We start from the raw sequence: 20,765 nt of genomic DNA, 5'->3' as shown, positions 1-20,765 counted from the left end.
GAGCCTGGGGCCGGTCGCAAGACCGGCCCCCTTTCTTCATTCGATGAGGACAAGCCCATGCGGTTGACCCTTGCCGCCTTTCTCCTCCCGCTGGCGGCCTGCGTCGCGACCCCGGCCTGGGCAGCGTCATGCCCGGTACATTGGACGGCGGCCTGGGCCTCCGCCCAGATGGCGCCGACCGGGGACAATGCGCTGGCGCCGGGCATGCTGGCGGACAGCAGCCTGCGGCAGATCGTCCGGCCCTCCATCGCGGGGGACCGGCTGCGCGTACGCCTGTCCAATCTCGCCGGCACCGCCCCCCTGCACATAAGGGGCGCCAGCATTGCGCGGGCGCTGCGTGCCGGATCGCCGGCCATCGATGCGAAGACCCTCATTCCGCTACGCTTCGACGGGCGGGGCGATGTGACGATCCCGGCCGGCGCCGAATATCTGTCCGATCCGGTGGCGCTGCCGGTCCGCGCCTTTGACGATCTGGCGATCAGCATCGCCTTTGATGAGGAGCCTTCGGGTCAGACCTCTCACCCCGGATCGCGGGCGACCTCCTGGCTGCTCAAGGGCGATCATCTGACCGACCCCGCCATGGCGGGCGCGCAGACGGTGGAGCATTGGTTCTCGCTCGCCGGGCTGGAGGTGGAGCGCTGCGCGGCGGCGCAACTGATCGTCGCGCTGGGCGATTCCATTACCGATGGACGGGGGTCGACCACGAACGGCAACGACCGCTGGACCGACAATCTCGCCCGGCGGCTCCAGGCCGATCCGGCGACGCGGCATCTGGCCATCGTCAACCAGGGCATAGGCGGCAACCGCCTGCTGAACGACGGCCTTGGCCCCAATGCGCTGGCCCGGCTCGACCGCGACGTGCTGGCGCAACCGGGCGCGCGCTTTCTGATCCTGCTGGAGGGCATCAATGACATCGGCACGCTGACGCGTGAAACGCAGGTGAGCGATGCCGAACATGCGCGGCTGGTATCGCGCATCATCGGCGCCTATCGCCAGATCGTCATGCGGGCGCGCGCCAGGGGCATCAAGGTGATCGGCGGAACCATATTGCCCTTCGTGGGCAACGACTATTATCATCCCGACGCCCGCAACGAAGCCGACCGCCAAGCCGTCAACCGCTGGATTCGCGAGCCGGGGAATTTCGACGGGGTGATCGATTTCGACCGGGCGATGCGCGATCCCGCCCATCCCGACCGCCTGCTTCCGCGCTATGATGTCGGGGATGCATTGCATCCTTCGCCCGAAGGCTATCGCGCCATGGCCGAGGCGATCCCGCTCGACCTGTTCAAATAGCAGGAGCCGGGCGGCCTGACCGATCTCCGCCCATTTGCCTGTCATCCTTTAGGGCAGGGCGGATTGCCAATGGCGATCCCGCCGCATTATGAATCGACAAGGACGATATTGTCGGACTTAATAGCGCAAGCCTGCCAAGGAAGAACCGGCCCATGGACGACATGACCAGCGATCCCTTTGCGGCGCTCAGCCGGCGGGACCATCCGCTGCGGGCTTCCCTGTCGCGGGAAATGCATATTCGCGGCCTGCCCCGGTTCGATGCGCCTGCCCTTGCCCTGCAATTCGTGCTGCTGGTCGACGAGCAGCAGGCCGAGAAGGGCATCGCCCTCCTGTCCGACCGTTTTCCCGCCCTCAAGCCCGGCGACCGCTTCCTCGCGGCGCGGATCGGCGACCTCCATTTCTCCTGGGAGCGTCATACCGAATTCATGACCTACAGCTTCCTGGCGGCGGTCGAGGGCGCGACGCTGTTCGACCTCTCGCCATTTGGCGATGTGCCCGCATGGATGGCGGACATGCCGGGCAGGGTGATCCGTTCCACCCAGATCGCGATGGTCATGAACGAGCCGCCGCCCGCTGCGATCGCGGCGCATTTCGCCACCGACGACCTCATCATTTCCGACGTGGCGGACGGCCAAGCCCGCATCTGGAGCGACTTTCGCCTGCACGCCGACGGCTTCGGCCGGCTGCTCATCCATGACAAGGGATTGCAGGGCGGCGAAAGTTCGCAACTGGTTCAGCGGCTTCAGGAACTGGGCAATTATCGCAAGATCGCCTTGCTGGGCCTGCCTGAAGCGCAACAGGCGACGCCCTTGCTCACCGCGCTGGAACAGCGGCTGACGGCGATCACAAGCCGCGTCGCGCAGAAGGATGCGGATGCCGATCAGGTGCTGGAGCAACTTTCCGCATTGAGCGCGGAGCTGGCCGGGATCGTGGCGCGCACCCGCTACCGCATGAGCGCGACGCAGGCCTATGCGGAAATCTGCCGCGACCGCATTCGCCGCCTCGCCGTCGCGCCGGTGCGGGGCTACCGCTCGCTCGACGACTTCACCGAGCGGCGACTGCTGCCGGCCATGCGCACCTGCGATGCCTTCACCCGCCGGCTGGAGGATCTGGCGCAGCGGACCGCCTGGACCAGCGCCTTGCTGCGCACGCGGGTCGACACCGCCCTTGCCCGCCGGAACCGCGACCTGCTGGCTTCCATGGACCGCCGGACCGCGCTGCAATTGCGGCTGCAACATACGGTGGAGGGGCTGTCGGTGGTGGCCATCAGCTATTATGCCCTTGGCCTTTGGCACCATCTGAAGGAAGCGCTGGAGCTTCAGGGATGGCATTTGCCCGCCTGGATCGATGTCGCGCTGTTCCCGGTGACCATCGTCACGGTCTTCCTGGGGATCGGGCAGATCAGGAAGGTCAAGCGGCCATCCGGCAGCGGGCATTAGGCCGCGTGCCGAACCTTCCCGATAAGTTGCGCCACGCCAAATTCATGACTTGATGGACATGGATCAAGGACCGGCGCCTGCCGGATCGCGCCGGCCCCGGAAGTTCCCTTCGTCCCGCTTACAGGATTTCGAGGGCGACGGCGGTCGCTTCGCCGCCGCCGATGCAGAGCGCCGCGACGCCTTTCTTGAGGCCCCGCGCCTTCAACGCCGCCACCAGCGTGGCGATGATGCGCGCGCCGCTGGCGCCGATGGGGTGGCCCAGCGCCGTGGCGCCGCCATTGACGTTGATCCTGTCGCGCGGAATGTCGAGGTCGCGCATCGCGATCATGGCGACGGCGGCGAACGCCTCGTTCACTTCGTAGAGGTCGACATCGCCGGAGGACCAGCCCGCCTTCTCCAGCACCTTGCGGATCGCGAAGACCGGGGCCGTGGTGAACAGCGCGGGAGCATGGGCATGGGCTGCGGCGGCGACGATGCGCGCTTCCCTCGCCAGGCCCAGCTTCTCCGCCACGTCGGCGCGGGTCAGCACCAGCGCGGCCGCACCGTCGGAGATGGAGGCGGAGGATGCCGCGGTGATCGCGCCGTCGCTGGCGAAGGCGGGCTTGAGCGACGGAATCTTCTCCGGCCTTGCATTGCCGGGCTGTTCGTCCTTGTCGACCTGGACCTCGCCGCCGCGCGTCCTGACGATGACCGGCACCACCTCTCCAGCGAAGGCGCCGCTGTCGATCGCCGCATTGGCGCGGGCGAGGCTTTCGATCGCATAGGCGTCCATTTCCGCGCGGGTGAACTGATAGTCGCGGGCCGTGTCCTCGGCAAAGGCGCCCATGGGCTTGCCGCGGTCATAGGCGTCCTCCAGCCCGTCCATCATCATCGTGTCGATGATCCGATCATGGCCGATGCGCGCGCCGGAGCGATGCTTGGGCAGCGCATAGGGCGCGTTGGTCATGCTCTCCATGCCGCCGGCGACGACAATGTCCACCGTCCCGGCGCTCAGCGCTTCGGCCGCCATGATCGCGGCCTGCATGCCCGAACCGCACATCTTGTTGACCGTGGTCGCTTCGACGGATTGAGGCAGGCCCGCGCCCAGCGCCGCCTGCCGCGCTGGCGCCTGGCCAAGCGCGGCGGGCAGGACGCAGCCCATATAGATGCGGTCTATGGCTTCCGGCGCGGCGCCGGAGCGTTCGACCGCCGCCTTGACCGCGACGGCGCCCAGTTCCGGGGCGGAGACGCTGGCCAGTGCGCCCTGAAAACCGCCCATGGGCGTCCGGGCATAGCCGGCGATGATGATGTCCTTGTTCATTTTTCTTTCCTCAGGCGCCTGGGCAGGTTCCGGACGGGGCGAAGCGCCGCGTCGCAGGCGAATCGCAACCCTGATTTTCCATTCGCATCGGTTCGCTCTTTTCCTATACCGCCGGGCGCATAGCCAGGGAAGGCGGCGCGGATTTGCCGTTCAACCCTCGCGATCCCGGACCACGGAACCGCGCCGGTTGGGCATGGCGTCGCCCTCCAGCCTGTCCGCCTTGCGGCTTCGCCGGGCGATGCGCTTTTCGACCAGGAGGAGCAAGGAAAGCAGCATCAGCGCGATCAGCGATCCGACGAGCACGAGCACATATTGGCCCGCCCCCGCCGTGATGCCGACGGCCGCGGCCATCCACAGGCTGGCGGCCGTGGTCATGTTGCGCACATCCCCGCCGCGCACGAAGATAAGGCCGCCCGCAATGAAGCCGATCGCCTGGGCAAGTCCCTGAACCACGCGGATCGGATCCCCGTCCGGGTGCACTTCCACCAATTCTAGCGCCGACAGCGTCAGCATGGCCGAACTCAGCGACACCAGGCCATGGGTGCGCAGGCCCGCATCATGGCCGTTGCGTTCCCGCTCGAAGCCCAGGGCAAGGCCGAGCAGCGTCGCAAGGACAAGGCGGACGAGCGTGGTACCGAAATCGTTGGCCAACATGGCCATGAAACCCGCGAAGGGCGGCTGCCGTTCCCTCCAGGACGGACGGAAGCGGAAGCCGAGGCCCGACCGCGTCGCCACCCTGCCATTTCCGGCCTTGCGATTGATCGAAGCCGGCTTTATCAGCACTGGCGCGACAGGTTCCCTGCAAGGGGATGAAAAGGGAAGTCGGGTGAAATGCCCGCGCTGCCCCTGCAACTGTAAGCGGCGAGCCTTCCGGCCATCGCGCCATTGAACCGACAGGGTTTCGAGAAGGCGGCCGGACAGCATCGACCCGCGAGCCAGGAGACCTGCCTGACGCCGTCGTTCTTCGACCGGACAGGGTGTGCCGGGCGAACGGGGGTCTCCTCGCCGAGCGACAGCCATCGCCTTGCCGGTGCGACCGCGCGGGGGGAGTCCTGTCGCCTGCCTGGTGCCGGCCCGTCCTCCCTTGCCCGGTTCCCGATGGGGCACATGCCGCCGGGCTGGAGGATGTGGAATGACTGATTTGCGGGGCCATTGCTGATGCTGCGGGCTGTCGGGCCTGGGGCGTCGGTGGTCGTCTGTTCGACCTGCCGTCTTTCGGCGGAGCAGCGGGAGGATGCGGCAGGGCGGCGAGGCGGCGCCCTGCTGGTCGAGGCGCTTCACAGGGTTCGCGACGGCGATCCCGCCTATGCGGCGGTCGCGGTGCAGGACATGCCCTGCCTCTTCGCCTGCGATCGCCATTGCGCGGTGCATGTGCGCGGGACCGGAAAGGTCGGCTATGTGCTGGGCGACTTCACCCCCGATGAGGAAGCCGCGCGGGCGATACTGGACTATGCGGCGCGCCACGCCGAAAGCGAGGAGGGCGTGGTGCGCTATGCCGACTGGCCGCAGGGGGTGAAGGGGCATTTCATCGTCCGCACGCCGCCCGACGGCTTCGTCTGTTCATGATCCGCTTCGTCGACCGGGCCGCCTTTGCCGCCGCTCTGGCGGAGCTTCCCGCCCCCGACGCAGGCGCTGCCGCAGCGGCGGCGGAGCGGCAGCGGGTGCTGACGAAGCCCGCCGGTTCGCTGGGGCGGCTGGAGGAGATCGCCCTGTTCATGGCGGGCTGGCAGCGGCGGGAACGGCCCCGGGCGGAGCGCATCCGCGCCGCTATCTTCGCGGGGAATCATGGCGTTGCGGCGCGGGGCGTCAGCGCCTTCCCGGCAGGGGTCACGGCGCAGATGGTGGCCAATTTCCGTCATGGCGGCGCGGCGATCAACGCGCTGGCCCAGGCCTGCGGCGCGGAACTGGCCGTCGTCGCGCTCGATCTGGAACGGCCGACCGGCGACATCTGCGCGGAGGCGGCCATGAGCGAGGCGGATTGCCTGAGCGCGATCAATGCCGGAGCGGCGGCGGCGGAAGAGGGCCTCGACCTGCTGTTGCCGGGCGAGATGGGCATTGCCAACAGCACGCCGGCGGCGGCGCTCTGCGCGCAGGCCTTTGGGGGTGCGGCGGCCCATTGGGTGGGGCGCGGGACAGGCGTGGATGGCGAGGGGCTGGCGCGCAAGGCCGATGCGGTATCGCTGGCGCTCGCCCTGCACGGGGCGCATTGCGCCGACGCCTTCGAAACCTTGCGGAGGCTGGGCGGGCGAGAGATCGCGGCGCTGGCGGGCGCGGTGCTGGCGGCGCGGATGCTGCGCGTGCCGGTCATGCTGGACGGGTTCATAGGCTGCGCGGCGGTCGCGCCGCTGGCGAAGGATAATCCGGCGATCGTCGACCATTGCATGGCCGCCCATATGTCGGCGGAGGCAGGGCATGAGCGCCTGCTGGCCGCTCTGGCGCTGGAGCCGTTGCTGCGGCTTGACATGCGGCTGGGCGAGGGGAGCGGCGCCGCGGTCGCCGCGCAGATCGTGCGATCCGCCCTGGCCGCGCATGGGGGCATGGCGAGCTTTGCCGAAGCGGCCGTGGCCGGCGCGCTGTGAACGCCTTTCCGCTCCACCTGATGCGCCATGGCGCGCCACAGCTTGCCGGACGGTTGCTCGGCCATCTGGACGCTCCGCCGGAGGCGGAGGGGATCGCCCTCTGCGTCGATCGGGCGCGGCATCTGGATTTCGCGCGAGTGGTGACGTCCGACCTCGCCAGGGCGCGGACGCCGGGCGCGGCGATCGCGGCGGAGCGGGACGTGGAGTTGGGCGTCGATCCGCGCTGGCGGGAACTGCATTTCGGGGATTGGGAGGGAGCCGACCCTACGCGCCTTCCGGCGGAGGATCTTGCCCGCTTCTGGGACGATCCGGACGGATTTCCCCCGCCTGGGGGTGAAAGCTGGACCGACCTATGCAATCGGATCGGGGACGGGCTGGCCGCGCTGGGCGAGCCGGTTCTGGTGGTCTGCCATGCCGGGGCGATCCGGGCGGCGCTGTCTGTGCTGTGCGGCTTCGACGCGCGGCGGGGCTGGGCGGTGGACCTGCCTTATGGCGCGGTGCTGAGCCTGCGGATCTGGCCCGAAGGACCGTCGGGGCAGATTACGGGCCTGATCGCATGAAGAGGCTGGTGCTGGCCCTGCAATTGATGACGCGCCTGCCTTTGCCCGCGCAGCATGTCGATGAGCGGGATTTCGCCGCCGCCGTCCGCTGGCTGCCCGCAACGGGCATCGCCGTCGGCCTGGCGGTCGCGGGCGGGGTCGGGCTGGGCATGCGGATCGACCCCTGGGCGGGCGCTCTTTTCGGCCTGGTTGCCTGGGTGGCCGTGACCGGGGCGCTGCATCTCGACGGATTGGGCGACATAGCGGATGCGGCGGGGGCGGCGCATGGCGACCGGACGCGCCTGTCCGCCGTCCTCGCCGATCCGCATGTCGGCAGCTTCGGCGTGGTCGCCATCGGTCTGCAATTGCTGGCCAAGCTGGTGCTGTTGCGGCTGTGGCTGGAGAGTTTTTCGCCATGGATGCTGGCGGCCGTGGCGATGGTGGCGCGCATCGGGCCTTTATTCTGGACGCGCTGGCTGCCCCCGCTCCACGAGGGACTGGCGAGCCGTTTTCGGGCCGGATGGCGGGCGGAGGCGTTTATCCTCTGGTCGATGCTGGCTCTGGCGGCGAGTTATCGGGCGCCCGCCCTTCTCGCGGCGGTTCCGTTGATCCCGCTTTGGGGCCTTTGGCTGCGGTCCCGGATCGGCGGCATCTCCGGGGATGGGCATGGCGCCGGCATCGAATTGCTGGAGAGCGCCCTGCTGCTGGCGATGGTGGCGGCGCGATGAGTGGTTTCGCCTGGCATGGCGGCCGCCTGGCGGAAGCCCGCGCCGTCTATGGCGGGAAGGAGTGGATCGACCTTTCGACCGGAATCAGCCCCTTCCCATGGCCGGGGGCCGATCATCTGGCCGTCGACTGGCGGCATTTGCCCGATCCGCGCGATCTGGCGGCGATGGAGGCGGCGGCCGCCGCCTGTTTCGGGGTAGATCCCGACCATCTTTGCACCCTGCCGGGCAGCGAGGCGGGATTGCGGCTGGTGGGGCGGATGCTGGACATGCCCGCTCGCTGGCTCGTCCCCAGCTATCGCACCCATGCGGAGATTTTCGCGCAAGGGGCCCCGTTGCCCGATGGGGAAGAACCGCCTCGCGAAGCGGTGGCCCTGCTGCTGGCCAACCCAAATAATCCCGACGGCCGCATCCTGCCGCCTGCGCGCCTGCTGCAATGGCTGGCCGGGCTGGAAGAGGGCGGAGGATGGCTGATCGTCGACGAAGCCTATGCCGACGCTGTGCCTTCATGCAGCCTGGCGTGCGAAGTGGGTGACGGGCGGCGGCTGATCCTGTTGCGGTCCTTCGGCAAATTCTTCGGGCTGGCCGGCGTCAGGTTGGGCTTTCTGCTTGGGCCGCGAGAGGTCGTCGCGCGGGCGCGGCGGATGCTGGGGGAATGGCCGGTTTCCGCGGCAGCCATCGCGTTCGGCGGCGCTGCCTATCGCGATCGGAGTTGGATCGACGCGACAGTGACGGCGCTGGGGGAGCGCGCGGCGCAACTGGATGGCGTGCTGGCGCGCCATGGGTTGGCGGCGCGGGGCGAATGCCCGCTGTTCCGCCTGGTGGAGGCGGAGGATGGCTGGACCCTGTTCGACAGGCTGGCCCGGCGTTCGATCCTGACGCGCCCCTTCGAGGAGGACCGGCGCTGGCTGCGGATCGGCCTGCCTGCCGATGCGGCGGCTCTTGCCCGCCTCGACCGGGCATTGGCCGATGGGTGAGCCGGCGGCCCTGGCGGCGCTGATGCTGGATGCGGCGCTTGGCTGGCCGGGTTGGCTGCACGCCCAGATCGGCCATCCGGTCGGCGGTTTCGCCCGGATCATCGGCGCGGCGGAACGGCGATGGAACCGGGAGGCGTGGAGCGGCCGGGTGCGTCGATGGACGGGACTCGCCCTGCTGTTGCTGTTGCTGGGCGTGGGCGGGGGCGCTGGTCTGGCGCTGGAATGGGCGATCCGCCGCTGGGGCGGGGGCACGGCCTGGCCATGGCTGGCGCTCGCCGCCTGGCCGGCGCTGGCGCAGAACAGCCTCTATGTCCATGTCGCGCCGGTGGTTCGCGCATTGGCGAAGGGGGAAATGGATGCGGCGCGGCAGGCGGTGGCCCGAATCGTCGGCCGCGACACGGCCGCGCTGGATGAAGCGGGCGTTGCGCGGGCCGGCATAGAAAGTCTGGCCGAAAGCTTCTGCGACGGCGTCGTCGCACCGCTGTTCTGGCTGCTGCTGCTCGGCCCGCCGGGCATATGGGCCTATAAGGCGGTCAACACCGCCGACAGCATGATCGGGCACAAGGAGGCGCCCTACACCGATTTCGGTTGGGCGGCGGCGCGCTTCGACGATCTCTTGAACTGGGTGCCGGCGCGGCTCTCCGGCCTGATCCTGTGCGTCGCCGGGGGTGGCGGATGGGCCGTGCTGCGGCGGGATCGCCGGAAGCATGCCTCGCCCAATGCGGGATGGCCGGAGGCCGCGATGGCCGGCGCGCTCGGCATCCGGCTGGCGGGGCCGATCCGCTATGACGGCGTGCTGCACGACAAGCCATGGATCGGGACGGGCGGGGAAGCGGACGTCCGCGCGATGAAGGCGGCGCTGCGCATCTATGTGCTCGCCTGCCTGCTGCTGTGGGGCCTCGCCGCAATCTGGGAGGGCGTCGGATGAAGAGAATGCTGGTGCTGGGCGGATGCCGGTCCGGCAAGAGCCGCTATGCGCAGGAACGCTGCGAGGCTGTCGGGAACGGGAGCCTGGCCTATATCGCGACCGCGCAGGCGTTCGACGCGGAGATGGAGGAGCGGATAGCGCGCCACCGGATCGAGCGTGGAAGTCGCTGGCTGACCATCGACGCGCCCATGGACCTGCCCGCCGCCCTGTCCGAAGCGGCCTGTCGGGCGGAGGCGATCCTGGTGGATTGCCTGACGCTGTGGCTGACGAATCTGATGCTTGCCGATGCGGACCTGGCCGGGGCCAGGGCCGTTCTGGCGGAGGCGTTGAGGGCCTGTCCCGTTCCTGTCGTGCTGGTGAGCAATGAAGTGGGCCTAGGCATCGTGCCGGACAACGCCCTGGCCCGGCGGTTCCGGGACGAGGCGGGGTGGCTGAACCAGCAGATGGCGGCCCTGTGCGAGGATGTCATGTTGATGGCCGCCGGACTGCCGCTGCGGTTGAAGGGTTAAGGACAGGCAGCGCGGGTTTGCCGGCCATGGCGATCACCCTTCCCGGAAATCCGCCCCGATGACCCGGTAGAGCAGGATGCGGTTCCTGATCATCGCCAGGTTCGTCGCGATCGCGCTCTGCTGCGCGTTGTAAAGGCTTCTCTGGCTGGTCAGGCTGTTGAGGAAAGTGTCTATGCCGGCGCGATAGCGTTCCTCGGCCAGCTTGTAGCTCCGCTGGCTGGCGAGGACCAGCCGCTGCTGCGCAGCCTGCTGCTCGTCTATCGTGCCTTCACGCGCCAGCGCGTCGGACACCTCCTGAAAGGCGGTCTGGATCGCCTTTTCATATCGGGCGAGGCTGAGGTCGCGCTGCGCCTTGCTGTAGGACAGATTGCCTCTGGCCGCGCCCCCGAAGATCGGCATGCTGGCGGAGGGCGCCGCCGACCAGGCGAAGCCGTCGCCCGTGAAAAGCGACGACAGGGCCGAACTGGCTACGCCGATGGCCGCGGTCAGGCTGATCCTCGGGAACATCGCGGCCCGCGCCGCGCCGATGTCGGCATTGGCGGCCTTCAGTTGATGTTCCGCCTGCAGCACGTCCGGCCGCTGGAGCAGCACGTCGGAGGAAAGGCCCGCCGGCACCTTCGCAACGTCGGGGGTGAGTTCCTGCAACGACCGGGGCAGCAGCGCATCTTCGACCGGCGCGCCGACCAGCAGGTCCAGCGCATTCCGGTCCTGCGCCACCTGGGTGAGGTTCGCGGCAATGTCGCTGCGCGCCTGTTCCACCGTGGTTTCGGCCTGGTGGACGTCCAGCTTGCCGATCAATCCCGCGCCGTTCAGCGACCGGGTGAGGGCGAGCGTGCGTTCGGCATTGGCCAATGTCCGGCGGGAAAGGTCCAGATAATCCTGATCGGCGGCCAAGGTCGCATAGGCCGTGGCCGTTTCCGCGATCAGGGCGATGCGGGTGGCCCGCGCCCCTTCCTCGGTCGCCAGATAGGATTCCAGCGCCGACCGGGTCAGGTTCTTCACCCGGCCGAACAGGTCGATCTCGAACGCGCTGAAGCCGATGTCGGCGCTGTAGCTGTTCTGGCGGGCGTCGTTCCGCCGGGTAAAGCCGGCTGCCGCCTCGCCCGTGACGGCGGGCAGCCGTTCGGCGCGCTGCACCCGGTAAAGGGCGCGGGCGGCCTCCACATTGGCGAGGGCGGCGCGCAGGTCGCGATTATTGTCGAGCGCTCGCCCGATCACTGTCTTCAGGCCGGCATCGCCGATCAGCGCGGTCCAGGGCAGGCCGGGTTTTTCCGTCGCCGTCGCAGGCGCATAGGCCGGGCCGCTGGGGAGGCTGGCGGGCACCGGGGGGGCGGGCCGGACATAGGTCGGCGCCATGTTGCAACCCGACAGGGCAGCCGCCGAAGCGAGGGCGCACAGGGCGCGCCTCATGCCGGAACCTCCGCAGCGGGGGCGGTGGGGGAGGGCGGGTTCTTGCGGTTGAAGATGCGCACGATCGTCAGGAAGAAGAGGGGGACGTAGAAGATGGCGAGCACGGTCGCGGTCAGCATGCCGCCGACCACCGCCGTGCCGATGGCGACGCGGCTCTGCGCGCCCGCGCCGCTCGCGATGGCGAGCGGGATGACGCCCGCGATGAAGGCCAGCGAGGTCATCAGGATCGGGCGGAAGCGCAGGCGGGCGGCCTCCAGCGCGGCGGACATGGCGTCCTTGCCCTGGAGGTAGGCCAGCTCCGCGAATTCGACGATCAGGATCGCGTTTTTGGCGGCGAGGCCCATGGTGGTGAGCAGGCCGACCTGGAAATAAATGTTGTTTTCCAGGCCCCGCAGCGTCACCGCCAGCACCGCGCCGATCAGGCCGAGCGGAATCACCAGCAGCACGGCGAGGGGGATCGACCAGCTTTCGTAGAGTGCGGCGAGGCAGAGGAACACGACCAGCACCGACAGGCCGTAGAGCAGCGGCGCCTGCCCGCCGGATAGCTGCTCCTGATAGGAAAGGCCGCTCCAGGCATAGCCGGTGCCGGGGGGAAGCTGTTTTTGCAGCCTGACCATCTCGTCCATCGCCTCGCCCGAGCTGGAGCCCGGCGCGGCCTGCCCCTGGATTTCATAGGCGGACTGGCCGTTATAGCGCGACACGGTGGTCGGCCCCATCGCCCAATGGGTGGTGGCGAAGGCGGAGAAGGGGACCATTTCCCCGGTCGCGGCAGAGCGCACCTGCCAGTTGTCGAGATCGGTGGGCAAGGCGCGGAAGGGCGCGTCGGCCTGCATATAGACGCGCTTCACCCGGCCGCGGTCGACGAAATCGTTGATATAGGTGCTGCCCCAGGCGGCGCTCAGCACATTGTCGACGCTGTTTTGGGTGAGGCCCAGGACCGCGAGCTTCTCGGAGTCGATGTCGACCTTGAGCTGCGGCGTGTCCTCCAGCGTGGCGGCGCGCACGCCCGCCAGTTTCGGACTGCCGGTCGCCGCCTTCATGAGCCGGTTGCGCATTTCGAGGAAGCGTTCGCGGCTGAGGCCGCCGGTATTCAGCAGTTCGAAGGTGAAGCCGTTGGACTGGCCCAGTCCGCGAATAGAGGGCGGCGTCGTCGCCAGCGCCTTGGCGTCGCGGATCGCGGCGAGTTGCTTCGTGGCGCGGTTCGCGATCATGGTCGCGCCGTTGGCCGCGCCCTTGCGCTTGTCCCAAGGCGCGAGGCTGACGAAGCCCTGCGCGGTATTTTCCCCCTGTCCGGCGAAGCTGAAACCCTGGGTCACGAAGATGAAGTCGACATTGTCCTTCTCGTCATTGGTGAAATAATTTTGGATCTGGTCGACGGCGGCGCTGGTGCGCGATGATTTGGCGCCGGCGGGCAAGGTGACCTGGACCATCACCTGGCCCTGGTCCTCCACCGGCAGGAAGCTGGTGGGCAGGCGCACGAACAGCAGCCAGAGCAGGCCGAGCATCGCCGCATAGCCGATCCAGAAGAGGGTTCGGCGGCCGATAAAGCCGTTCAGCCGCGTCATATAGCCATCCGTGACGCGACCGAACCAGCGGTTGAACCTGCCGGTCCAGCCGCGGTCGCGATGCTCATGCGAAACCGGCTTCAGGATCGTCGCGCAGAGCGCGGGCGAAAGGATCAGCGCCACCACCACCGACAGCAGCATGGAGGAGACGATGGTGATGGAGAATTGCCGGTAGATGACGCCCGTCGACCCGCCGAAAAAGGCCATGGGCAGCAGCACGGCGGACAGGACCAGGGCGATGCCGATCAGGGCGCTGCCGATCTCCTCCATCGACTTGATCGTGGCGTCTCGCGGGGAAAGCCCTTCCTCCTCCATGATGCGTTCGACATTCTCGACCACGACGATGGCGTCGTCGACCAGCAGGCCGATGGCCAGCACCATGCCGAACAGCGTCAGCGTGTTGATCGAATAGCCGAACAGCGCCAGCACGCCGAAAGTGCCGAGCAGCACCACCGGCACGGCGATGGCGGGCACCAGCGTCGCGCGCCAGCTTTGCAGGAAGACGAACATCACCACCACGACCAGCCCGACCGCCTCGATCAGCGTCTGGACCACTTCCTCCACCGACAGCTTGATGAAGGGCGTGGTGTCGCGCGGATAGGTGACGGTATAGCCATGCGGCAGGTCGGCCGACAGTTCCTCCACCCTGGCCTTGACCAGTTCGGCGGTCTTGAGCGCGTCGGCGCCGGGCGCGAGCTGCAGCGCCATGCCGGAGGCGGGATGGCCGTTCAGCCGCGCAGAGGAAGTGTAGCTTTCATTGCCCAGTTCGACCCGCGCCACGTCGGACAGGTGGACGACCGATCCGTCGCTCTGCGTCTTGACGATGATGTTGCGGAACTGCTCGGGCGTTTGCAGCCGGGCGCGGGCGGTGACGGTGGCGTTGAGCTGCTGCCCCTCCGGCGCGGGATCGGCGCCGATCTGGCCCGCCGACACCTCGACATTCTGGGCCGCGATGGCGCTTTGCACGTCGGACGGCATCAGCTTGACGGTGGCGAGCCTGTAGGGGTCCAGCCAGACGCGCATCGCATATTGCGATCCGAAGATCTGGGATGAACCGACGCCGTCCACGCGGGCGATGGCGTCCTGGAAATGATTGACCAGATAGTCGGAGATGTCGGCCTGCGACGCCGCGTCCGTCCTGTCGTAGAGGCCGACGACCATCAGGAAGTCGGTCTGCGACTTGGTGACGGTCAGTCCCTGCTGCTGCACGGCGTTGGGCAGCCGGCTCAGCGCCTGCTGCACCTTGTTCTGCACCTGCACCTGCGCGGTGTCGGGATCGGTGCCCTTCTTGAAGGTGACGGTGATCCGCGCCTGGCCGTTGGCCGTCGACGAGGAGGAGAAGTACATGAGGCCGTCTATGCCGGTGAGCTGCTGCTCGATCACCTGGGTGACGCTGGTCTCCACGGTTTCGGCCGCAGCGCCGGGATAGTTGGCGCTGATGTTGACGGACGGGGGAGCGATGTCCGGATATTGGGCGATAGGCAGGGTCAGCATCGCGCCCAGGCCCGCCATCATGATGCCGATGGCGATGACCCAGGCGAAGATCGGCCGTTCGATGAAAAAGCGGCTGAGCAAGGTTCCGCCCCCTTATCTCGCGGCCCGGTCGACGGGAACGGCCTTCACCGCGTCGCCCGGCTGCACCTTGTCCGTGCCCTCGACGATCAGCCTGTCGCCCCTCCGCAATCCGTCGGTGATCAGCCATTGGTCGCCCACGGCCTGCGCGGCGGTGACGGTGCGCCGCTCCACCTTGTTCCCCTTGTCCACCACCAGGGCGGTGGCGTTGCCCTTGGGATCGCGGCTGATCCCCTGCTGCGGCACCAGGATCGCGTTCGGCACGACCGATTGCGGCGCGACCACGCGCACGAACATGCCGGGCAGCAGCAGGCCGTCCGGATTGGGGAAACGGGCGCGCAGCGTGACGGTGCCGCTGTCCGGATCGACGATCGGTTCGGCGAATTCGATGCGGCCTTCCAGCGGATAATCGGTGCCGTCGTCCAGCTTCAGCCGGATCGTGGCGCTGGCGGGCAGCGCCTTGCCCGCCGCCAGCGCGCGGCGCAACTGGAGCAGCTTGGCGCTCGACTGCGTCACGTCGACGAAGATCGGGTCGAGTTGCTGGATGATGGCGAGCGGCGTCGCCTGGCTGGCCGTCACCAGCGCGCCGGGCGTCACGGCGGACCGGCCGATCCGCCCGCCGATGGGCGCCCGGACCTGCGTGAAGTTGAGGTTGATGCCAGCCGTCTGGAGCGTGGCGCGGGCCTGTTGCACGGCGGCGGCCGCCTGGCGGGCGGTGGCGATGACGTCGTCGCGGTCCTGCGCGCTCACCGCCTCGCTCTGGCCGAGCGTGCGGTAGCGGCTGGCCCTTGCCTGGGCGGCGGCGGCGGTCGCCTGCGCGCTGGCCAGGGTGGCCTGCGCCTCATCGCGGGAGGCGCGATAGAGCGAGGGATCGATCTGGTAGAGGGGCTGGCCCGCCTTCACGGTCGAACCCTCGGTGAACAGCCGCTTCTGGATGACGCCGGCGACCTGCGGCCGGACCTCCGACATCATGGTGGATGCGGTGCGGCCGGGCAGTTCGGTGGATACTGTCACGTCCTGCGTCGCCAGCGTCACCACACCGACCTCGACCGGCCCTTTTTTGGGCGCTTCCCTCTGGCCGCAGGCGGCGACCAGGACGCAAAGCGCCAAGAGGGCGGTCCGAAGGGCGGGGAGGCGGCTGGGCATGGTCGTCGGGCGGTTCCGGAATGAAGATGGGGGACTTCGCCCGGCGCAGGGGGAGGGAGGGGCGCGCCGGGCGAAGGTCGGCTCCAGTAGCTGGCGCCGACCTGCCCCTCATCCCTCTTCGCCCTGTCGCGTGGTAGAGCGACTTTTCATCCGGTTGGATCATTGTGTAGCGGATTGTATCGATATGTAACGACCGCAGCCCGAACGCAGACTTGGCCCGCGATTGCGGTTAGAAGGAGACGATGCCCGATATGCCGCCATCCCGCCCGTTCCGCGTGATCGTCGTCGACGATGACGAGGACATAAGGGGGCTGATCGTCGGCCAGCTTGCCCAGGAACATTATGAGGTGCTTGCGGCCGGCAGCCTGAGCGAACTGCACGGAATCATGGCGGCGCGGCCGGCCGACCTCATCGTGCTGGACCTCAACCTGCCCGATGGCGACGGGCTGTCGCTGTGCCGGGAATTGCGGGCGCAGGGCAGCGGCGTCCAGATCATCATGGTGACGGCGCGGGGCAGCGCCATCGACCGGGTGCTGGGGCTGGAACTGGGCGCGGACGATTATCTGACCAAGCCGTTCGAGCCGCGCGAGCTGCTGGTTCGGGTCCGCAACCTGCTGCGGCGGTCGCGCAGCGAGGATCGGGCGCGGCAGAAGGCGGCGCGGATCGCCCGCTTCGGCTCCTGGCGGCTGGACCTCTTCCAGCGACGGCTGATCGCCAGCGACGACCGGCTGATCATGCTGTCCTCCGCCGAATTCCGCTTGCTGTCCCGCTTCATAGAGGAACCCAATGTGGTGCTCTCGCGAGAGGCGCTGGTGCCTGAACGCCGGGCGACGGCGGCGTTCGACCGATCCATCGACCTCCAGGTCAGCCGGCTGCGGCAGAAACTGGCCGACAGCCCCGGCGGCGACGGCCTGATCCTGACGGTGCGCGGCGAAGGCTATGTGCTGGCGAGCACGGTGACCTATGAATGACGGGCGGATGATCGGCGCATGATGATCCCGGTCGTGGCGCGGGCGCGCAATTTCTTCCGGTCGCTGGTGGGACGGATATTCCTGCTGCTGACCGTCGGCATGACGGTGGCCGCCGTGCTGGCTCTGCTGGTGGCGGAGCAGGCCCGGCACCTCGATTTCGAACGCTGGCGCCTCCAGCGCGTGGTGGCGAGCGCGGTCGACATCGCCCAGCGGCTGAGCCACGATCCGGTGCGGATAGAGGCGATGCTGAAGGACCAGCAGATCATGGGCGCGAGGACCGCGCCGGAAGGCGTGGCGCTGGCGGACCCGGACCCCACCCTGGCGGACGCGCTGGAGGTGCGTTTCGGACCATATTCCAACCCCGAAGCGGGGCAGGTGCCGGTCGGGCTGTGCTTCCCCGCAAACAAGGTCGACCCCAATAATCGGGCGGCCGGCCTGATCGACGCGCCACGGCCCGATTGCTGGGTCGTCCGCTTCACCGACAGCACGGGCCAGCGGCGCTCGCTCGCGCTATACCTGCCGCGGGTCGCCAAGCCGCCCAGCAATCTTGCCAGGCCGATCTACCTGCTGCTGATCCTGTTGTCTTCGGCGGGGCTGGCGATCGTCGTCGCGCGCTTCGTCGCCAAGCCGCTGCGACGGCTGGAGCGGGCGGCCGAAGCCTTTTCGGTGTCAGTCGATCCGGAGGAAATCCCCGAACGCGGGCCGGAGGAGGTGCGGGCCGCGCTGTCGACCTTCAACCTGATGCAGCGTCGGGTGCGCGCCGGTTTTGCCGAGCGGACGCAGTTGCTCGCCGCGATCAGCCATGACCTTCAGACCCCGCTCACCCGCCTGCGGCTGCGGCTGGAACTGGTGGAGAATGAGGAGTTGCGGGCGCGGCTGTTGCATGATCACCAGGCGATGATGACCCTGGTGCGCGAGGGGCTGGACCTGGCGGCGAGCACCGAGGCGCAGGAGGACTGGTCGATGATCGACATCGATTCCCTGCTCACCAGCATGGCGGAGGACGCGCAGGACCTGGGATCGCCCGTTCGTTTCCTGTCGGGCTGCGGCGGCACGGTCCGCGTCAAGCCCAATGCGCTGACCCGCTGCATCAGCAACCTGGTGAACAATGCGGTGAAATATGGCGGCAGCGCCGATGTCAGTTGCATGCGGCAGGGCGGGCGCGTGCTGATCGAGGTGCGGGATCATGGGCCGGGCATCGCGCCCGATCAACTGGACCAGATGTTCGAACCCTTCACCCGCGGCGTGGCGGGGCAGCCGGGCGGGCGGCCGGGCACGGGCATTGGCCTCACCATCGCCCGATCCCTGGCGCTGAGCTTCCAGGCGTCGGTGCGGCTGGCCAACGCGCCGGAAGGGGGGCTGGTCGCGACGATCGACATGCGGGCGTAACGGCTTCGGCTTTTTACCTTGCGGCGAGGGCGCATTCCAATCTTTCTTGCTGAGAAATCTCGGCATGACAGGAGGGTTTGCGGTGGTCCCTCTCGCCCGAAGCCGATGCCTGCGGATGGAACCAACGCGGCCCTGGCGAGATTATCTCCTTTACCCTCTTCCCTCTCAAGGCCTCAGGTGACACTATGCATCAGATCGCGGCGGGGGATCGTCGCGCCGATTTGAAGACGCTGCATGGCGGCGGCGCGGCAAAGATGTTGCCGGCCGCAATATGACGGTCGTGCAAATGCCGGAAATGCTCTTGCGTAGCCGGACAAGCATCGTGCGTTCTTTTGCAAAGAAGTTTTCGGATAAAATTCTGCGCAGATTTAAATTTTTTACCCTGCCATCCTTCTATTACACTGTTTTTACGGACCATATGGGTCTATATATATTCCACGGCTACTTTAGCGGGAGTCGCCAGTGACAAAGAATGAGCTGTTTTCCAGCTTCACGCGGAAGTTCGATGATCGGCGCCAGGCCGAAATGTCCATCGAAGATTATCTGCTGGGATGTCGCAACGATCCATTGATGCACGCATCGGCGCCGGAGCGGTTGCTGGCCGCCATCGGCGAGCCTGAGATCATTGACACGTCCCGCGATCAGCGGCTGGGCCGCATCTTCATGAACCGGACGATCCGGCGCTACAAGAGCTTCACCAACTTCTACGGCATGGAAGGGACGATAGAGCATATCGTCAGCTTCCTGCGCCACGCCAGCCAGGGACTGGAGGAGCGCAAGCAGATTCTCTACCTGCTCGGCCCGGTGGGCGGCGGCAAGTCGTCGCTGGCCGAACGGCTGAAGGCGCTCATGGAGGTGCACCCCATCTATGTGCTGAAGGCGGGGGAAGAGGTCAGCCCGATCTTCGAAAGCCCGCTCGCCCTGTTCGACGCGGAGACGCATGGCGACTTCATAGAGGAAAATTACGCCATCCCCCGCCGTCGGCTGACCGGCATGATCAGCCCCTGGTGCCGCAAGCGCCTGGACGAATATGGCGGCGACATCTCCCAGTTCAGGGTCGTGCGCATGATGCCCTCCCGCATGCGGCAGGTCGCCATCGCCAAGACCGAACCGGGCGACGAGAACAACCAGGACATCAGCTCGCTGGTCGGCAAGGTCGACATCCGCAAGCTGGAAATGCTCTCCCAGAACGATCCCGACGCCTACAGCTATTCCGGCGGCCTCAACCGGGCGAACCAGGGGATGCTGGAATTCGTCGAGATGTTCAAGGCGCCGATCAAGATGCTCCACCCGCTGCTCACCGCGACGCAGGAGGGCAATTATATCGGCACGGAGAATATCGGCGCCATTCCCTATACCGGCATCATCATGGCCCACAGCAATGAATCGGAATGGGCCAATTTCAAGAACAACAAGAATAACGAAGCCTTCATCGACCGCATCTACGTCATAAAAGTCCCCTACAGCCTGCAAGCCACCGAAGAACGCCATGTCTACGAAAAGCTGCTGCGGGAATCCGACCTCAACAAAGCCCCCTGCGCGCCGGGAACATTGGACATGCTGGCCCGCTTTTCGGTCCTGACCCGCCTGCGCGAGCATGAGAACAGCAATCTCTACTCCAAGATGCGAGTCTATGACGGCGAGATGCTGCGGGAAATCGACCCGCGCGCGAAAAGCCTCCAGGAATATCGCGACGCCGCCGGCGTGGACGAGGGCATGTCGGGCATCTCCACCCGCTTCGCCTTCAAGGCGCTGTCGGCCACCTTCAACCACGACACCAATGAGATCGCGGCCGACCCGGTCCACCTCATGTACGTGCTGGAGGGCATGGTCCGGCAGGAACAATTCCCGGCCGAAGTCGAAGCCCGCTACCTGGAGTTCATCAAGGGCGAACTGGCCCCGCGCTACGCCGAGTTCATCGGCAATGAAATCCAGAAGGCCTATCTGGAATCCTATCATGATTATGGCCAGAACCTCTTCGACCGCTATGTCGCCTATGCCGATGCGTGGATCGAGGATCTGGATTTCAAGGATCCTGACACCGGCCAGCTTCTGGACCGGGAGGTCATCAACCAGGAACTGTCCAAGACCGAAAAGCCCGCTGGCATCGCCAACCCCAAGGATTTCCGCAACGAGGTCGTGAAATTCGCCCTGCGCATGCGGGCCAGCAACGACGGCCGCAACCCGTCCTGGACCAGTTACGAGAAAATCCGCGAGGTCATCGAAAAGCGGATGTTCAGCCAAGTCGAGGATCTGCTGCCGGTCATCAGCTTCGGGTCGAAGAAGGACGGCGAAACCGCGACCAAGCATGATGAATTCGTCGCGCGCATGATCGAAAGGGGTTATACGGAGCGGCAGGTCCGGCGCCTGGTCGAATGGTATATCCGCGTGAAACAGGCCGGTTGATGGAGGCGCTAAGCCCG

General features: G+C 67.4%; 17 protein-coding genes and 1 riboswitch. Of the genes, 12 read left to right on the top strand and 5 right to left on the bottom strand.

Going from position 1 to position 20,765, the window contains the following annotated elements; translation table 11 throughout:
• Positions 1-57: 57 nt before the first annotated feature.
• Both Sj15T_RS19040 and Sj15T_RS19035 read left to right on the top strand, forming a co-directional pair.
• Complete coding sequence (locus tag Sj15T_RS19040) at positions 58-1,293, top strand: SGNH/GDSL hydrolase family protein (RefSeq protein ID WP_013053914.1); 1,236 nt, start codon at positions 58-60, stop codon at positions 1,291-1,293.
• 152 nt (positions 1,294-1,445) lie between these two features.
• Positions 1,446-2,732, top strand: a complete 1,287-nt coding sequence (locus Sj15T_RS19035) for a DUF3422 domain-containing protein (protein WP_013053913.1) — start codon at positions 1,446-1,448, stop codon at positions 2,730-2,732.
• Positions 2,733-2,850: 118 nt separating this feature from the next.
• On the opposite strand, the gene Sj15T_RS19030 is transcribed toward Sj15T_RS19035, so the two are convergent.
• Together Sj15T_RS19030 and Sj15T_RS19025 are read right to left on the bottom strand one after the other, a co-directional pair.
• Positions 2,851-4,032: an acetyl-CoA C-acyltransferase gene (locus Sj15T_RS19030; RefSeq protein ID WP_007686088.1), complete on the bottom strand. Its 1,182-nt coding sequence runs from the start codon at positions 4,030-4,032 to the stop codon at positions 2,851-2,853.
• 150 nt (positions 4,033-4,182) lie between these two features.
• Positions 4,183-4,815 carry an MgtC/SapB family protein gene (locus tag Sj15T_RS19025; RefSeq protein WP_013053912.1) on the bottom strand — a complete coding sequence of 211 codons (633 nt, stop codon included), beginning with the start codon at positions 4,813-4,815 and terminating at the stop codon, positions 4,183-4,185.
• A riboswitch (cobalamin riboswitch) is annotated at positions 4,808-4,999 on the top strand. (Overlaps the previous gene by 8 nt.)
• A gap of 191 nt (positions 5,000-5,190) precedes the next feature.
• On the opposite strand from Sj15T_RS19025, the gene Sj15T_RS19020 reads away from it, so the two are divergent.
• The 7 genes from Sj15T_RS19020 to cobU are packed head-to-tail and all read left to right on the top strand — an operon-like array spanning position 5,191 to position 10,289.
• Positions 5,191-5,598: a DUF1636 domain-containing protein gene (locus Sj15T_RS19020; protein WP_007686084.1), complete on the top strand. Its 408-nt coding sequence runs from the start codon at positions 5,191-5,193 to the stop codon at positions 5,596-5,598.
• A complete protein-coding gene (gene cobT / locus Sj15T_RS19015; protein ID WP_013053911.1) occupies positions 5,595-6,611 on the top strand; it encodes a nicotinate-nucleotide--dimethylbenzimidazole phosphoribosyltransferase in 1,017 nt (338 codons plus the stop codon). The genes Sj15T_RS19020 and cobT overlap by 4 nt, the downstream gene beginning before the upstream one ends.
• Positions 6,608-7,171, top strand: a complete 564-nt coding sequence (locus Sj15T_RS19010) for a histidine phosphatase family protein (RefSeq protein WP_013053910.1) — start codon at positions 6,608-6,610, stop codon at positions 7,169-7,171. The genes cobT and Sj15T_RS19010 overlap by 4 nt, the downstream gene beginning before the upstream one ends.
• On the top strand, positions 7,168-7,878 hold the full coding sequence (locus Sj15T_RS19005; RefSeq protein ID WP_013053909.1) for an adenosylcobinamide-GDP ribazoletransferase: 711 nt from the start codon (positions 7,168-7,170) through the stop codon (positions 7,876-7,878). The genes Sj15T_RS19010 and Sj15T_RS19005 overlap by 4 nt, the downstream gene beginning before the upstream one ends.
• Positions 7,875-8,852: an aminotransferase class I/II-fold pyridoxal phosphate-dependent enzyme gene (locus Sj15T_RS19000; protein ID WP_013053908.1), complete on the top strand. Its 978-nt coding sequence runs from the start codon at positions 7,875-7,877 to the stop codon at positions 8,850-8,852. The genes Sj15T_RS19005 and Sj15T_RS19000 overlap by 4 nt, the downstream gene beginning before the upstream one ends.
• Positions 8,845-9,780 (top strand): adenosylcobinamide-phosphate synthase CbiB, encoded by a 936-nt coding sequence (gene cbiB / locus Sj15T_RS18995; protein ID WP_013053907.1) that lies wholly within the window; start codon positions 8,845-8,847, stop codon positions 9,778-9,780. Before Sj15T_RS19000 ends, cbiB begins: the two co-directional genes overlap by 8 nt.
• Positions 9,781-9,785: 5 nt before the next feature.
• Complete coding sequence (gene cobU, locus Sj15T_RS18990; protein ID WP_007686074.1) at positions 9,786-10,289, top strand: bifunctional adenosylcobinamide kinase/adenosylcobinamide-phosphate guanylyltransferase; 504 nt, start codon at positions 9,786-9,788, stop codon at positions 10,287-10,289.
• 33 nt (positions 10,290-10,322) lie between these two features.
• Here the strand turns inward: cobU and Sj15T_RS18985 are convergent, their stop codons facing one another.
• From Sj15T_RS18985 to Sj15T_RS18975, 3 genes are read right to left on the bottom strand one after another with little or no spacing between them, the layout of a single operon-like run.
• Positions 10,323-11,699: an efflux transporter outer membrane subunit gene (locus tag Sj15T_RS18985; RefSeq protein ID WP_013053906.1), complete on the bottom strand. Its 1,377-nt coding sequence runs from the start codon at positions 11,697-11,699 to the stop codon at positions 10,323-10,325.
• A complete protein-coding gene (locus Sj15T_RS18980) occupies positions 11,696-14,839 on the bottom strand; it encodes an efflux RND transporter permease subunit (RefSeq protein ID WP_013053905.1) in 3,144 nt (1,047 codons plus the stop codon). The genes Sj15T_RS18985 and Sj15T_RS18980 overlap by 4 nt, the downstream gene beginning before the upstream one ends.
• Positions 14,840-14,851: 12 nt before the next feature.
• Positions 14,852-15,982, bottom strand: a complete 1,131-nt coding sequence (locus Sj15T_RS18975; RefSeq protein WP_013053904.1) for an efflux RND transporter periplasmic adaptor subunit — start codon at positions 15,980-15,982, stop codon at positions 14,852-14,854.
• A gap of 242 nt (positions 15,983-16,224) precedes the next feature.
• On the opposite strand from Sj15T_RS18975, the gene Sj15T_RS18970 reads away from it, so the two are divergent.
• The 3 genes from Sj15T_RS18970 (at position 16,225) to Sj15T_RS18960 (ending at position 20,748) form a co-directional block, all read left to right on the top strand.
• Positions 16,225-16,953: a response regulator transcription factor gene (locus tag Sj15T_RS18970; RefSeq protein ID WP_013053903.1), complete on the top strand. Its 729-nt coding sequence runs from the start codon at positions 16,225-16,227 to the stop codon at positions 16,951-16,953.
• An 18-nt stretch (positions 16,954-16,971) separates the two neighbouring features.
• Positions 16,972-18,342: an ATP-binding protein gene (locus Sj15T_RS18965; RefSeq protein ID WP_013053902.1), complete on the top strand. Its 1,371-nt coding sequence runs from the start codon at positions 16,972-16,974 to the stop codon at positions 18,340-18,342.
• Between the two features lie 462 nt (positions 18,343-18,804).
• Positions 18,805-20,748, top strand: coding sequence for a PrkA family serine protein kinase (locus Sj15T_RS18960; RefSeq protein WP_013053901.1), 1,944 nt, complete (start codon positions 18,805-18,807; stop codon positions 20,746-20,748).
• Positions 20,749-20,765 lie beyond the last annotated feature (17 nt).

It is taken from the genome of Sphingobium sp. TA15 (assembly GCF_037101235.1).
In the GTDB taxonomy this organism is placed as follows: Bacteria; Pseudomonadota; Alphaproteobacteria; order Sphingomonadales; family Sphingomonadaceae; genus Sphingobium; species Sphingobium indicum.
The sequence above is the reverse complement of the archived record's forward strand: the minus strand, read 5'-3'. Positions and strand labels throughout refer to the sequence as shown.